Annotated in this window: 1 protein-coding gene (only partly in view); it reads left to right on the top strand. The window is 70.4% G+C overall.

All coding sequences use genetic code 11. The features are described 5' to 3' along the window. Positions 1–37: 37 nt before the first annotated feature. On the top strand, positions 38–16,056 hold the 5' portion of the coding sequence (locus D7Y04_RS21300; protein WP_121760505.1) for a non-ribosomal peptide synthase/polyketide synthase. The gene runs 16,198 nt beyond the window's last position; 16,019 of the gene's 32,217 nt are visible here — the first part of the coding sequence; its start codon is at positions 38–40; its stop codon lies off the right edge, out of view.

The raw sequence follows: 16,056 nt of genomic DNA, 5'->3' as shown, positions 1-16,056 counted from the left end.
GCGTTCGCAAGCCCCCCTCCCAAGGAGTCTCTGGCCCATGGCTTCCACCCCTGAGCAGAAGCGCGCGCGGCTGGCGGAACTGCTGCGCGAGAAGCGCCGCCCTACGTCGAGGGTGCCGGCGTCGTTCGGTCAGGAGCGCATGTGGTTCCAGGAGCAGCTGGCGCCCGGACAGGCCGGATTGAACCTGCTCTTTTCGGTACGCCTGGAGGGCCTGCTCGATGTGCCCTCGCTGGCGGGGAGCCTGAACGAAGTGGTGCGCCGCCACGCAGTGCTGCGCACCACCTTCGTGGAACAGGACGGACGGCCATGGCAGCGCATCACACCCGAACTCGACGTGCCCCTGCCCGTGGTGCCGGTGACGGATGCCGCGGAGGCCTGGCGAAGATTGCACGAGGAGGCTCGCGCGCCGTTCGACCTGGAGCAGGGTCCACTGCTGCGCGCCGTGCTCTTCGCTGTCTCCCCCACCGAGCACCTGTTGCTGCTCGCGCTGCACCACACCGCGTCCGACGGCTGGTCCATGGGCCTGCTCGTGCACGAACTGGGCGTCCTCTACGAGGCCCTGGCTTCGGGTAGAGCGCCAGTGCTGCCCGCGTTGGCGTTGCAGTACGCGGACTTCTCCGTGTGGCAGCGGGAGGCATTGAAGGGGGAGGCGCTGGAGGCGTCGATCGACGTGTGGCGCTCGCGGCTGGATGCGCGGGCAGTCCTGTCGCTGCCCACGGATCGGCCTCGCGCAGGACTGGCGGACAGCCGGGGCGCGACCGTGTCCTCGATGCTTCCCGCCGCGCTGGTCCAGCGGCTCACGACCCTGGCGGCGCAGGAGGGCACCACCCTCTTCACGGTGTTGCTCGCGGGCTTCAAGGCGTTGCTCCTGCGCTACTCCGGGCAGGACGACCTCACGGTCGGAACGCCTGTCGCAGGACGCTCGCGCGCGGAGTTGGAGCCGCTGGTCGGGTTGTTCGTCAACACGCTCGCGCTGCGAACATCGCTCGCGGGGGATCCATCGTTCCGCTCGCTCATGGGCCGCGTGCAGGCGACGTCGGTGGAGGCCTTCGCGCACCAGGACGTGCCCTTCGAGAAGTTGGTGGAATTGCTCCAGCCTCCGCGTCATCTGGACGTACCGCCGTTCTTCCAGGTGATGTTCGTCCAGCAGAACACGCCCCTTCCAGCCGTGCGCCTGCCCGGGCTGTCGCTGGACGCGCAGTTGGTGGACAGCGGCTTCGCGCAGTTCGACCTCACCCTCTTCGCCTTCGAACAGGCGGACGGCCTGCGCCTCACCGCCGAGTACCGCACCGCCCTCTTCGATGAGGGCACGATGGTGCGCCTGATGGGGCACCTGCGCGTCCTGCTGGAGGGCGCCGTCTCCCGGCCGGATGCGCGCCTGTCGGAGCTGTCCCTCCTGGACGCGGCCGAGCGGCAGCGCGTGCTTCATGCGTGGACCGGGCCCCGGGAAGCGTTTCCTCGCGGGGTGCTGCTGCATCAACTGGTGGAAGCGCAGGTGGCTCGCACACCGGACGTGGTGGCTGTCACGTTTGGAGAGACGGCGCTCACCTATGCGCAGCTGGATGCCCGGGCCAACCAGCTCGCGTGGCACCTGCGGTCCATGGGCGTGGGGGCGGAGGTTCGCGTCGGGTTGATGCTGGAGCGGTCGCTGGAGCTGGTGGTGGCGCTGCTCGCGACGTTGAAGGCAGGAGGGGCGTACGTTCCGCTGGATCCGGCCCTGCCCGCGCAGCGGCTCGCGTGGATGTTCGAGGACGCCCGGCCCGCCGTGGTGCTCATCCAGGAGTGGCTGGTGGCGCGGCTGCCGGCCGGGGACGCCGTGCCGCTGCTCCGCCTGGATTCCCAGTGGGCGGAGGTGGCTCGGCAGCCGTCCGGCACGCCGCCTCCAGTGGCCTCCGAGGATGCGCTGGCCTACGTCATCTTCACCTCCGGCAGCACGGGACGACCGAAGGGCGCGATGAACGCGCACGCTGGCGTCGTCAACCGTCTCCTGTGGATGCAGGGGGCGCTGCCGCTGTCACCGGGCGATGCGGTGTTGCAGAAGACGCCGTTCAGCTTCGACGTGTCCGTGTGGGAGTTCTTCCTGCCGCTGATGACGGGCGCGCGGCTGGTGGTGGCTCGGCCCGGAGGACACCAGGAGCCGGACTATCTGGCGGACCTCATCGCGCGGGAGCGAATCACCGTCACGCACTTCGTGCCGTCCATGCTCCAGGCGTTCCTGGAAGCACCCGGCCTGGAGCAATGCGCGTCGCTGCGCCAGGTGGTGTGCAGCGGTGAAGCACTGCCGCTGGAGCTGGCCGAACGGTGCCTGGCGAGACTGCCCCACGTCCGGCTGCACAACCTCTATGGCCCCACCGAGGCCGCGGTGGATGTCACCGCGTACGAGTGTGTCCGCGGCGCGTTGGGGCGCTCCGTGCCCATCGGGTATCCGGTGGCGAATACGGCGATCCGGCTGCTGGACGTGACACTGCGGCCGGTGCCCCAGGGCGTTCCCGGTGAGCTGTTCATCGGGGGTGTGCAGGTGGGCCGCGGGTATCTGGGCCGCCCGCACCTGACCGCGGAGCGCTTCATCCCGGACGCGTACAGCGACACGCCCGGGGCGCGGATGTACCGCACGGGGGACCTCGCCCGGTGGCTGCCTGATGGCGCCATCGAGTACCTGGGCCGAACCGACTTCCAGGTGAAGGTGCGCGGGCTGCGAATTGAGCTGGGAGAGATTGAGGCCGCGCTGGAGCAGCACCCGGCAGTGCGCCAGGCCGTCGTCGTGGCGCTCGCGGGCGTCACAGCGAGCGACACGCGGCTGGTGGCGTATCTCGTCGGAGGGACGGACGTGGCGGGGACGGAGGCCCTTCGAGCGTTCCTCTCGGAGAGGCTCCCTGAGTACATGGTGCCCGGTGCCTTCGTCTCGCTGGAGGCCCTGCCCCTGACGTCCAGCGGCAAGGTCGACCGCAGGGCGCTGCCCGTGCCGGACGTCACCTCGGGGGTGGTTCCGGAGTACGTCGCGCCGCGCAACTCCACGGAGGAGCAGCTGGCTTCGCTCTGGGCGGAGCTGCTGCGAGTGGAGCGCGTGGGCGTGCACGATGACTTCTTCGCGCTGGGGGGACATTCGCTGCTCGCCACACAGCTCCTGTCGCGCATCCGGGCGGCGTTGCAGGTGGAGCTGCCCCTGCGTGCGGTCTTCAAGGCGCCCACGCTCGCCGCCCTGGCTTCGGCGCTGGAGGAGGCGCGAGGCCGGAGCGAGGGCCCCCAGGCGCCTCCCTTGCGCCCTGTGAGCAGGAAGGGCGAGCTCGCGCTGTCCTTCGCGCAGCAGCGCCTGTGGTTCCTGGAGCAGCTTCAGCCCGGTGGCGTTGCATACAATCTGCCCGGGACCGTGCTGCTCGAAGGTGCGCTCCATGTTCCCGCGCTGAGGCAGGCGTTGGATGCGCTGGTCGAACGCCATGAGGTGCTGCGCACCACGTTCGCCACCGGGGCCCACGGGCCGGTCCAGTGCATCGCGCCCCCGTCGCCATGCCCGTTCGAGTTCGTGGACCTGGAGGACCTGCTGCCTCCGGGCACGCGCGCAGCCCGGCTGCGGGACTTCGTCGCCGCGCAGGCGCAGCGGCCCTTCGACCTGGCGCGGGGCCCGATCTTCCGCGCGGTGCTCGTGCGGATGGAAGAGACGCGGCATGTGCTGCTCGTGCTCACGCACCACATCGCTTCGGACGGCTGGTCCAAGGGCGTGCTCGTGCGCGAGTTGGTTGCCCTCTATCGGGCCTTCGCTTCCGGCCAGCGTCCTTCGCTTCCGCCACTTCCCATCCAGTACGCCGACTTCGCCGCGTGGCAGCGCTCCTGGCTTCAGGGAGAGGTGCTCACCTCGCAGCTTGCGTGGTGGCGGGAGCAGCTCGCGGATGCACCTCCGCTCTTGATGCTTCCCACGGACCGGCCGCGCCCGGCGGCGCAGACGTTCTCGGGGGACCAACTCGCGGTGCGGCTGTCCCGGAAGCTGACGGACGGCGTGCATTCCGTGGCGAGACAGGCGGGGGCCACCCCCTTCATGGTGCTGCTGGCCGCGTACCAACTGTTGCTGTCCCGGTATGCCGGACAGGACGACGTCAGCGTGGGCGCTCCGGTCGCGGGCCGCACCCGTTCGGAGTCAGAGGGACTGATCGGATTCTTCGTCAACACGCTGGTGCTGCGTGCGCGCATCGAGCCACGCGCTTCGTTCCGGACGCTGCTCGCCCAGGTGCGCGCCACGACGCTCGGCGCCTTCGAACACCAGGACGTCCCCTTCGAGAAGCTGGTGGAGGAACTCCAGCCCGCACGCGACCCGAGCCATACGCCGTTCTTCCAGGTCACCCTCACCCTCCAGAACGCCCCCACCGCGGAGTGGCGGCTGCCGGACCTCACGCTGCGCGAACTGCCTCCTCCCTTCACGCCGTCGAAGTACGACTTCAGCCTCATCCTGGAGGAGTCGCCTGACGGCTTCACCGGCAGCCTCCAGTACAACACCGACCTCTTCGACCCGGCCTTCCTCCAGGGGTTGATGCAGGACTACGCCTCGTTGCTGGAAGCGCTTCCCGGACAACTGGAGGTCCCGGTGGCGCAACTGCCCTTGATGCCCACGGAAGTACGGCGTCAAGTGCTGGATGACTGGAGCGGCATCTCCACTGTCGGGGACTTCTCCGCTCATTCCATCACGGCCCGCTTCGAGGAACAGGTCGCTCGGGCGCCTGACGCGGTGGCGCTGGTATCCGAGTCCGGAAGCCTCACGTATGCACGGCTCGATGCGCGGGCGAACCAACTCGCGCACCACCTTCGCGCCTCTGGCATCTCCGAGGGCAGCCGCGTGGCCGTGTTGTTGCCGCGCTCGCCGGACCTCATCGTCTCGCTGCTGGCGGTGCTCAAGACCGGCGCTGCCTATGTCCCCATCGACCTGAATGCTCCGCCCGAGCGCTGGTCCCTCCTGCTTGAACAATCCGGGGCAGGAATGGTCATCACGCTGGAGGCGCTCGCGGATGACCTGCCGTCGCTGATGACGCCGCTGGTGCTGCTGGATGCGGATGCGTCCCGACTGGCTTCGCGTCCGGACAATGCGCCGCCGGAGCCGCTCGCGACTGGTGACCGGCTGGCCTACGTCCTCTTCACCTCGGGCTCCACCGGAGCGCCCAAGGGTGTCTGTGTCCCGCATCGCGCCGTGTTGCGGCTGGTGGTGGATAGCAACTTCATTCGCTTCGGCCCGGACGAGGTCCTCCTCCAGCTTGCACCGGCCGCGTTCGATGCTTCGACGCTCGAAATCTGGGGAGCACTGCTGCATGGGGCCCGGCTCGTGCTCGCGCCGCCGGGAGAGCTGTCACTCGCGCGGATCGCGGAGGTGTTGACAGGGCACGGTGTCACCACGCTGTGGCTCACGGCGGCCCTCTTTGAACAGATGGCCTTGCACCATCCGGAGGCCCTCGCTTCCGTGGCGCAGGTGCTGGCGGGAGGCGACGTGCTCCCGGCATCTCGCGTACGGGAACATCTGGCGCGGATGCGTTCGGGCTCGGTGTTGATCAACGGCTACGGCCCCACCGAGAACACCACCTTCTCCGCCACGCACCGGATGCATGCGGGCGACGTCGTGGAGACCGCCGTTCCCATCGGGCGACCGCTGCCCCACTCCACCGCCTACGTTCTGGATCCGGCGATGCGTCCGGTCCCCCCTGGCATGCCGGGAGAGCTGTACGTCGGCGGCGAGGGACTGGCGTGGGGCTACCTCCACCAGCCCGCGCTCACCGCCGAGCGCTTCGTGCCCCACCCGTTCAGCACAACGCCGGGGGCACGGCTCTACCGCACCGGCGACAGGACGCGCTGGCGCGCGGACGGTACGTTGGACTTCCTGGGGCGCACCGACTTCCAGGTGAAGCTGCGCGGCTTCCGCATCGAACCGGGTGAGGTCGAAGCAGCCCTGCGCGGACTGCCCCGCGTGCATGAAGCCGTGGCCGTGGTGCGCGAGGACATCGCCGGAGACAAGCGGCTGGTGGCCTACGTCGTTGGTGAATCCCTGGACGGAAGGGCCCTGCGCTCGGAGCTTCAGCAGCGACTTCCGGACTACCTGATCCCCAGCGTCTTCGTGGTACTGGACGCCCTGCCCCTCAACGCCAACGGCAAGCTGGACCGCTCCGCCCTTCCCGCTCCCGAGGCCCCCGTGGCTTCGGCGGACACGTACGTCGCGCCTCGCGACGCGGTGGAGCAACAGCTCGCCACCCTCTTCGCGGAGGTGCTGCACGTTCCTCGCGTGGGCATCCACGATGACTTCTTCGACCTGGGGGGCCACTCCCTGCTGGCCACGCAGGTGGTGTCGCGCGTGCGCTCGACGCTGGGCGTGGAGTTGCCCTTGGGCGACCTCTTCGCCGCGCCCACGGTGGAGACGCTCGCGGTCCGTGTGGTGACCCTGCGCTCGCGGGAGGACTCCCGCCCGGGGACGCCGCCGCTCGTGGCCGGGCCGCGCACTGGTCCCGTGCCGCTGTCCTACGCGCAGCAGCGACTGTGGTTCCTGGATCAACTCCAGCCCGGCAGCGCCTTCTACAACGTGCCCGGCATCCTGGTCCTCGATGGCGCGCTGGATGCCTCAGCGCTGGAGCGGTCCCTCCAGGCCCTGGTGCGCAGACATGAAGTCCTGCGCACCACGTTCGTGTCCGATGGGGACTCGCCGGTCCAGCGCCTCAATCCCGAAGCGACGCTGACACTGTCCATCGTCTCGCTGGAGTCCATCCCCGAGGACCACCGTGAAGCCGAGGCGCACCGTTATGCCACCTCCGAGGCCGCGCGGCCCTTCAACCTGGGCACCGGGCCGCTCGTGCGCGCCGTGTTGCTGCGGCTGGATTCACGGCGTCACTGGTTGCTGCTCACGCTCCACCACATCGTCTCCGACGGTTGGTCCATTGGCGTCTTCGCTCGCGAGCTGGACTCGCTGTACCGGGCCTTCGCTTCCGGTCAGTCCCCGGCGCTGTCTCCCCTGCCGCTCCAGTACGCGGACTTCGCCCTCTGGCAGCGCTCGTGGCTCCAGGGAGACGTGCTCCAGGCGGAGCTGGAGTGGTGGCGACGGGAACTCGACGGCGCGCCCACCGCGCTGGAGCTGCCCACCGACCGGCCTCGCCCCGTCGCACAGTCGTTCCAGGGTGCGTCGCTTCCCGTGGCGCTGCCTTCAGACGTTTCCGACGCGGTGAAGGCGCTGGCGGCCCGGGAAGGTGCCACGCCGTTCATGGTGCTGCTCGCGGGCTTCCAGTTGCTGTTGTCTCGCTACACGGGCCAGGACGACGTGCTCGTGGGCTCCGCCATCGCCAACCGCAACCGCGCGGAGACGGAGGGCCTCATCGGCTTCTTCGTGAACACGCTGGTGTTGCGTGCTCGCATCGATCCGCGGGCCTCGTTCCGGACGCTGCTGGCCCAGGTGAAGGCGACGACGCTCGCGGCGTACGCGCACCAGGACCTCCCCTTCGAGAAGGTGGTGGAGGGCATGCAGGGGGCTCGGGACCTGAGCCGGTCTCCACTGTTCCAGGTGGCGTTCACGTTCCAGAACGCGCCCGTGGACACGCTGGGCCTTCCCGGCCTCCGTCTGGAGCTGCGTAGCGGGGAGATCACCACCGCGAAGTTCGACCTGGACTTCAGCCTCCAGGAACGGGACGGCGCGTTCAGCGGCGACCTGAACTTCAGCACCGACCTCTTCGACCCCGCCACCGTCGCCCGGATGATGGCGCACTTCCAGGCTCTGCTCGGCGCGCTCACGGCCCTCCCCGATGTGCCCGTGCGAGAGCATTCGCTGCTCGACGCCGAGGAGCGCCAGCGCGTGCTCGTGGACTGGAACGCCACGCAGCGTCCGCTCGCGCCCCACACCGTGCCGGAGCTGTTCGCGGCACAGGTGCTCCGTGCTCCGGAGGCCGTAGCGGTCCAGCACGAAGGCCAGGTGCTCACCTACGCGGCGCTGGCGGAGCGGGCGCGACGGCTGGCCCGGCGCCTGCGCGCCTTCGGACTCCCTCCGGAGGCACGGGTCGCGCTGTGCGTGGAGCGGGGCCTGGAGCTGGTGGTGGGGATGCTCGGCATCCTGGAGGCGGGTGGTTGCTACGTGCCCATGGACCCCGCCTATCCGCGCTCCCGCCTCGCGTTCATGTTCGAGGACGCGGGCATCTCCGCGGTGGTGGGCCAGCGGGACCTGCTGGGCGCCCTTCCGGAACACTCCCTGCCCACGGTGTGCCTGGAGCCGGGCGCGGAGGAATCCGGCCAGGAACCGGCGCCCGCTTCCTCGGACGTCACGGTGCGGCCGGAGCAACTGGCCTACGTGCTCTACACGTCGGGCTCCACGGGCACACCCAAGGGCGTGGGCATCACGCACCAGTCCATCGTGCACCTGGTGCGGGACACGAACTACGTCCAGCTCGGGCCGGACGACTGCATGGTGCAGGCGGGCACGCCTTCGTTCGACCTGGCCACCTTCGAGGTCTGGGGCGCGCTGCTCAACGGCGCGCGGCTCGTCATCCTGCCGCGTGAGGTGACGCTGGCGCCGGCGGAGCTGGCTCGCAGGCTGCGCGAAGTGGGCGCCACCACGGCCCTGTTCGCCACGGCCCTGTTCCACACGGTGGCGCGCGAAGTCCCCGATGCCTTCGCCACGATGCGCACGGTCCTGTACGCCGGTGAGGCCGCGAACGCGGATGCGGCTCGCGCGGTGCTGCGCGCGGGGCCTCCGGGCCGGCTGGTGAATCTGTATGGCCCCACGGAGACGACCGTGGGCGTCACCACGCACGACATCGTGGACCTGCCGGAGCACGCGACGTCGGTGCCCATCGGTCGGCCGATGACGCGCGTCCAGACGTACGTGCTGGATGCGCACGGACAGCCCGTGCCCGTGGGCGTTCCGGGAGAGCTGTACCTGGGCGGTGACGGCCTCGCCCGAGGCTACCTGGGGCGCCCCGAGCTGACCGCGGAGCGCTTCGTGCCTTCACCGTGGGGGGACGTGCCCGGTGCGCGGCTGTACCGCACGGGCGACCGGGTGCGCTGGCTCGCGGACGGGACGCTGGACTTCCTGGGCCGCATGGACACGCAGGTGAAGCTGCGCGGCTTCCGCATCGAACTGAGCGAGGTGGAGGCCATCCTCCGGCAGCACCCCTCGGTGAAGGCCGCAGTGGCGGGAGTCATCGAGGATCGCCTCGTGGCGTGGTTCGTGCCGGGCGCTCCCGTGGAGGCAACAGCGTTGCGGGCGTTCGTCTCCGAACGGCTGCCCGCGCCGCTGGTGCCCTCCGCGTTCGTGTCGCTGGACGCACTGCCGCTCACGCCTGTGGGCAAGGTGGACCGCAAGGCGCTGCCCGCTCCGGATGGGCGCTCGGTCGCGGGCGGACCCGTGGCTCCGGAGCGGATGACGCTCTTCCAGCAGCGCATCGCCACGCTGTTCCAGGAACTGCTCCGCCTGGAGTCAGTGGGACTGCACGATGACTTCTTCGTCATCGGCGGCCATTCGCTGCTGGCGACGCAGCTCATCTCGCGGCTGCGTTCGACCTTCGGCGTGGAGCTGCCGCTGCGCGCCCTCTTCGATGCACCCACTGTCGCCCGGCTCACGGAACGGGTGGAAGCCTTGCTCCTCTCGCGTGTCGAGGGACCTCGCATTCCGGCCCTCGTCGCCACGTCGAGGGACCGGGACCTGCCGGTGTCCTACGCGCAGCAGCGGCTGTGGGTGGTGGAGCAGCTTCGTCCGGGCGGCAGCCACTACACCATCGCCACCGCGCTGCGGCTGGAAGGTGCACTGGACGTGGAGGCGCTGCGCCGCGCCCTGGAGCTCGTCGTCTCCCGGCATGAAGCGCTGCGCACCACGTTCGCGATGAAGGAGGGTCAGCCCGTCCAGCACGTGCACCCGGCAGGCGCGTGGGATCTGCCGGTCACCGACCTCACCACGATGCCCCGCGAGTCCCGCGAAGCCGAGGCCCAGCGGCGCTCCGTGGAAGAGGCCGCGCTTCCCTTCGACCTGGGCCGGGGACCGGTCCTGCGCACGCGGCTGCTCCGCCTGGATGCACGGGAGCATCTGTTGCTCCTGTGCATGCACCACATCGTCTCCGACGGCTGGTCGCTGGGCGTGCTCGTCCGCGAGGTGGCCGGCGCCTACGAGGCCTTCGCTTCAAGCCGGACACCTGTGTTGCCGGCGCTGCCGGTGCAGCCCGCGGACTTCGCCGTGTGGCAGCGCTCCTGGCTCCAGGGTGACGTGTTGGCGCGGGAGGTGTCGTGGTGGAAGCAGCACCTCGCCGGTGCGCCGCAGGTGCTGGAGCTGCCCACGGACAAGGCGCGTCCGCCGCTCCAGTCCACGAAGGGTGCGCTGCTTCCCGTGCACCTTCCTTCTGCGGGCGTGGAGCGGTTGGTGGCGTTGGGCCGCTCGGAAGGCGCGACGCCGTACATGGCGCTGCTCGCGGTGTGGCAGGTGCTGCTGTCGCGGTACTCGCGGCAGGAGGAGCTGCTGGTGGGTTCGCCCATCGCCGGCCGTGACCGCTCGGAGCTGGAGGGGCTGGTCGGCTTCTTCGTGAACACGCTGGTGCTGCGCGGGCGCGTGCGTCCGGGGGACTCGTTCCGGACGCTGCTCTCCCAGGTCCGGGCCACGGCGCTCGCATCCTTCGAGCACCAGGACCTGCCGTTCGAAAAGCTGGTGGAGGAGCTGCACGTGGCTCGAGACCTGAGCCGCAACCCGCTGGTGCAGGCGGTGTTCGCGCTCCAGAACGCGCCCACCGGCGAGTTGAAGGCACCGGGGCTCACGCTGCGGCCCGTGCCGGTGGACAACGCCACGGCCCGCTTCGATCTGGGCCTGTTGCTGCACGAGGCTCCGGACGGCCTGCGCGGCGTCATCGAATACAGCACGGACCTCTTCGAGCGTTCGACCGTGGAACGGCTGGCCGGACACCTGCGCACGTTGATGGACGCCGTCGTCGCCGCTCCGGACGTCCCCCTGGCGCAGGTGGAATGGCTCACGCCCGAGGAGCGCCAGCGGGTGCTCACGACGTGGAACGACACCGGAGTGGACTACCCGCGTGAGTCGAACCTCGTGGAACGCTTCGCGCTCCAGGTCGCGCAGCGTCCGGAGGCCATCGCGCTGGAATCGGGTGACGCGCGGCTGACGTATTCGCGGCTCGATGCTCGGGCGAATGCGCTGGCATGGGTGCTGCGCTCGCAGGGCGTGGGGCCGGATGCGCTGGTGGCGGTGTGCCTGGAGCGCTCCGTGGAGCTGGTCGTCACGCTCCTGGCCATCCTCAAGGCGGGCGGGGCCTATGTCCCCCTGGATGCCGCGTATCCCGCGCGGCGCCTGGCCCTCATGATGGAGGATGCGCCGCCCCGACTGCTCGTCACCACCCGAGCGCTGCGGGAGTCGCTGCCGGTCGCGGAGGACGTCCCGTGCGTCTTCGTGGAGGAGACGCGCCTGGAGGAACAGCCCTCCGCGGCTCCGGACGTGGCGCTCTCCTCGCGGAACCTCGCGTATGTGGACTTCACCTCCGGCAGCACCGGCCGCCCCAAGGGCGTCGCCGTGGAGCACCGGGGCGTGCTGCGGCTCCTGCACGGTGCCTTCTGGGCCCGCTTCACTCCGAACGAGACGTTCCTGCTGATGGCTCCGCTGTCCTTCGACGCGTCGACGTTGGAGCTATGGGGGCCACTGCTGTCCGGCGGAAGGCTCGTGGTCTTCCCGCCGCAGCCACCCACGGACCTGGAGCTGCTGGGCCAGATCATCCGCCGTCACGGCGTCACGTCGCTCTACCTGTCCGCGGGATTGTTCGCGCAGGTGGTGGATGTGAAGCAGGAGGTGCTGCGCGGATTGCGACAACTCTTCGTGGGCGGGGACGTCCTGTCCCCCACGCACACGCGCCGCGTGGTGGAGACGCTGGGCCTTCCGGTGGTCAACGGCTACGGCCCCACCGAGGCCACCGTCTTCACCTGCTGCCTCCGCATGGAGCGGCCTGACGACGTCCCGGCCGAGGCGATTCCCATCGGGCCTCCGCTGCCGAACACGCGGACGTTCGTGGTGGATGGCTCGCTGCGGCCGGTTCCCGTGGGCATTCCAGGTGAACTGCTCATCGGCGGGGACGGGCTCGCGCGAGGCTACCTCTCCCGCCCGGACCTCACCGCCGAGCGCTTCATCCCCCACCCCTTCGCCACCACGCCCGGAGAGCGCGTGTACCGCACGGGAGACCGGGTGCGCTGGCGCGCGGACGGGAGCCTGGAGTTCCTGGGCCGCATCGACACCCAGGTGAAGGTGCGCGGCTACCGCATCGAACTGTCCGAGGTCGAAGCCGCCCTCCGGGACTGGCCCGCCCTCACAGACGCGGCCGTGCTCGTGCGCGAGGACGTCCCCGGCGACAAGCGGCTCGTGGCCTACGTTGTGGCCGGAACGCTGGACGTCCAGGCGCTGCGCGAACACCTGCGACAGCAGCTGCCCGAGTACATGGTCCCGGCCGCGTTCGTCCCGCTGCCCGTGTTGCCCCTCACCGCCACCGGCAAGCTGGACCGCCAGGCCCTGCCCGCACCGGACATCGCGGCGAGTGCTCGCAAGGGGCGGTTCGTGGAGCCCGCGGATCCGCTGGAGGAACAGCTCGCCGCCATCTGGGCGCGGGAGCTGGGCGCACGGAGCGTGGGCGTCCACGACCACTTCTTCGAGGACCTGGGTGGCACGTCGCTCACCGTGGTCCGCGTCGCCAGCCGGTTGCACGATGCGCTCCAGCGCGACGTGCCCGTGGTCTGGTTGTTCGAACACCCCACGGTCCACGGACTGGCTCGGCGACTGGAGCGCGAAGGACTGCCCGCGCGTCCTGTGCCCACCCCAGTGGCCACTCCTCCCGCGACACCGGCGGAACCCTCCATGCCTGTCCAGTCCGTGCCCGCGGCCGAGCCGGAGACGACGCCAACGTTGCCGTCGAATGCCATCGCCATCGTCGGCATGTCCGGGCGCTTCCCAGGCGCTGAGTCGGTGGAGGAGTTCTGGCGCAACCTGCGTGAAGGCGTGGAGTCCATCTCCCGCTTCACTCCCGAGGAATTGGAGCCGATGCCCGGCCTGCCTCCGGGCGTGTCGCTGACACAGCATCCGGGGTTCGTGCCCGCGCAGGGTGTGCTCACGGACATCGACCAGTTCGATCCCACGTTCTTCGACATGTCCCTGCGCGAGGCACAGTGGACCGATCCGCAGCAGCGGATGTTCCTCCAGTGCGCGTGGGCGGCGATGGAGGACGCGGGCATCGACTCCGCGCGCTTCCCGGGCGTCATCTCCCTCTTCGCGGGCGCGAACGAATCCGGATACGCGAACGAGGTGCAGCGGCATCTGCCGTTGGACTCGGCGGCGTTCTTCGAGCTGTACGGCACCGCGACCTACCAGAGCCTGCCGACGAAGGTGTCCTACAAGCTGGGGCTCACGGGCGAGAGCATGCTCGTGTACACGGCGTGCTCCACGGGGCTCGTGGCGGTGCACGTCGCGTGTCAGAACCTGTTGTCCGGCCTGTCGGACGTGGCGCTCGCGGGCGCGACGCGGCTGTCGGTGCCGCAGCGCACCGGCTACGTGCACCAGGAGGGGATGATCTACTCCCCGGACGGCCACTGCCGCGCCTTCGATGCGCAGGGAAAGGGCACCGTCTCCGGCAGCGGCGTGGCGGCCGTGGTGCTCAAGCGGCTGGAGGACGCGGTCCGCGACGGCGACCCCATCCACGCCGTCATCCGAGCCACCGCCGTCAACAACGACGGGCGCGACAAGTCCGGCTTCACGGCGCCCAGCGTGCAAGGCCAGGCGACCGTCATCACGCAGGCGCTGCGCCGTTCGGGCGTTTCGGCGACGGACATCGGCTACGTGGAGGCGCACGGGACGGCGACGCCGCTGGGCGACCCCATCGAGGTCGCGGCGCTCCAGCGCGCCTACGGCCTGGGGCCCGAGCACCGGGGCACCATCCCCCTGGCATCGCTCAAGACGAACGTGGGCCATCTGGACACGGTGGCGGGGCTCGCGGGGCTCATCAAGGTCGCGCTGTCGCTGCGCGAGGAGGAGATTCCTCCCAGCCTCCACTTCGAGTCTCCGAACCCGCGGATCAACTTCGACGCGGGACCGTTCTTCGTCAACACGCGCCTGCGGCCCTGGCCTCGGGGGAAGACGCCCCGGCGCGCGGCAGTGAGCTCGTTTGGCGTGGGCGGGACGAATGCGCACGCCGTGCTGGAGGAGGCGCCCGTCGTCCGGAGCGGACACACGACGCGCTCGCACCAGCTGTTCGTGCTGTCGGCGCGCTCGCCTGAGTCGCTAGAGGCGGGAGCGCTGGCGCTGGCGTCGCACGTGCTGGCGGACCGGTCTCCGGAGGCGCTGGAGGCCGCGTCGTTGAAGCTGGCGGATCAGGTGCTCTCCGCTCGTTCGCCGGAAGCCTTGGAGGCGGCGGCGAAACAACTGGCGTTGCGCGTGTTGTCGGCGCGCTCTCCTGAGTCGCTGGAGGCGTTGTCGGCGCGGTTCGCCGTGGAGGTCGCTGGGGATGGAGGGGCGTTCGCGGACGCCGCGTACACGCAGGCGATGGGACGCCGGGCCTTCGAGTACCGGCGTACGGTGGTCGCTCGGGATGCGGCGGACCTGGCGAAGCAGCTTCGCAAGACGGCCACGCCCACGCGCTTGAAGGACGTGGAGGGCGCGCGCCGCAAGCGGGTGGCGTTCGTCTTCTCCGGACAGGGCTCGCAGCAGGTGGGCATGGGCCGGGAGCTGGATGCGTCCGTGCCCGCGTTCCGAGCGCAGGTGGATGCGTGCCTGGCGCTGCTGGATGCACCGCTGCGTTCGCGGGTGGAAACGCTGCTGCGTCCAGGACCGGGCCAGGAGGAGGCGGCGTCCGCGATGCTCTCCGACACGCGGGTCGCACTGCCGGCCCTGTTCACGGTGCAGGTCGCGCTGGCTCGGCTGTGGCAGGCATGGGGCATCGTTCCTCATGCCGTGCTGGGGCATAGCTTCGGGGAGTACGCCGCAGCGTGTGTCGCGGGCGTGCTCTCGCTGCCGGATGCGCTGCGGCTGGCCGTGGTCCGAGGGGAGCTGATGCACCGGTTGCCTCCGGGCGCGATGCTCGGCGTGGCACTGCCGGCGGCGGAGGTACAGCCGCTGCTGTCCGGACGGTTGACGCTCGCGGCAATCAACGCGCCGGACCGGTGTGTGGTCTCCGGGCCCGTGGATGAGGTGGTGCGATTCCAGGCGGTGTTGCAGCAGCGCAAGGCGGGCGCGGTGCGAATGCCGTCGGGCCATGCCTTCCACTCGGCGGACGTGGAGCCGTTGATGGCGGAGCTGGCGCGCGCGGTGGGTGCGCTCCAGCGGAACGAGCCTTCCGTCCGGTACGTCTCCAGCCTCACGGGGACGCTGGCGCGTCCGGGCGAGCTGTCCGCGCCGGAGTACTGGGCCACGCAGATGCGGCAGCCCGTGCGCTTCACGGACGCGGTGGGGGCCCTGCTGGAGGAAGGGTGCAGCGTGCTGCTGGAGGTGGGGCCCGGCCAGGACCTGACCCCGCTGATCCGCGCGTGCCTGGGCGAGGACCGGGAGCGCGTGAAGGCGCTCGCGTCGCTGCGCCGGGGCGGTGCGACGACGGAGCAGTCGGGGTTGCTCCAGTGCGCGGGCGAGCTGTGGATGCAGGGCCTGGAGGTGGACTGGACCACGTTCTACGCCCACGAGCAGCGCCGCCGCGTGCACCTGCCGACGTACAGGTTCCTGCGCAAGCGCTGCTGGGTGGAGCCTCGCGGTCAGGATGGCGCGGCCAGCGAGATGGGGGCCTCGGGACAGAACGTTGCGCCTGCGCCCATGGTGACCGTGTCCGCGCCTCGCATGGACCCGGCCAGCGGCCTCCCTCAGGTCTCCGCTCCGGTCTTCCGTGATCACGCGACGGCAGGCCTGACCGACAAGTCCGAGATGGCGCCGCCAACGCAGGAGCAGGTGACTTCCTTCATCGACACGCTCGCGTCGTCTCCGGCTTCGTGCGCTGGCATCGACATGCCAGGTCCGTCCTCTGCTGTGCCCACCAGCAAGAGCGCAGCAGTGGCTCCTGCGCCCGAGGAGCGCCCTGCCCTCCCGGTTCCAGGGGGCCGTGAGGACGC

The organism is Corallococcus sp. AB038B (assembly GCF_003668955.1).
Taxonomy (GTDB): domain Bacteria; phylum Myxococcota; class Myxococcia; order Myxococcales; family Myxococcaceae; genus Corallococcus; species Corallococcus exiguus.
This window is presented reverse-complemented; position numbering and strand designations above follow the sequence as displayed.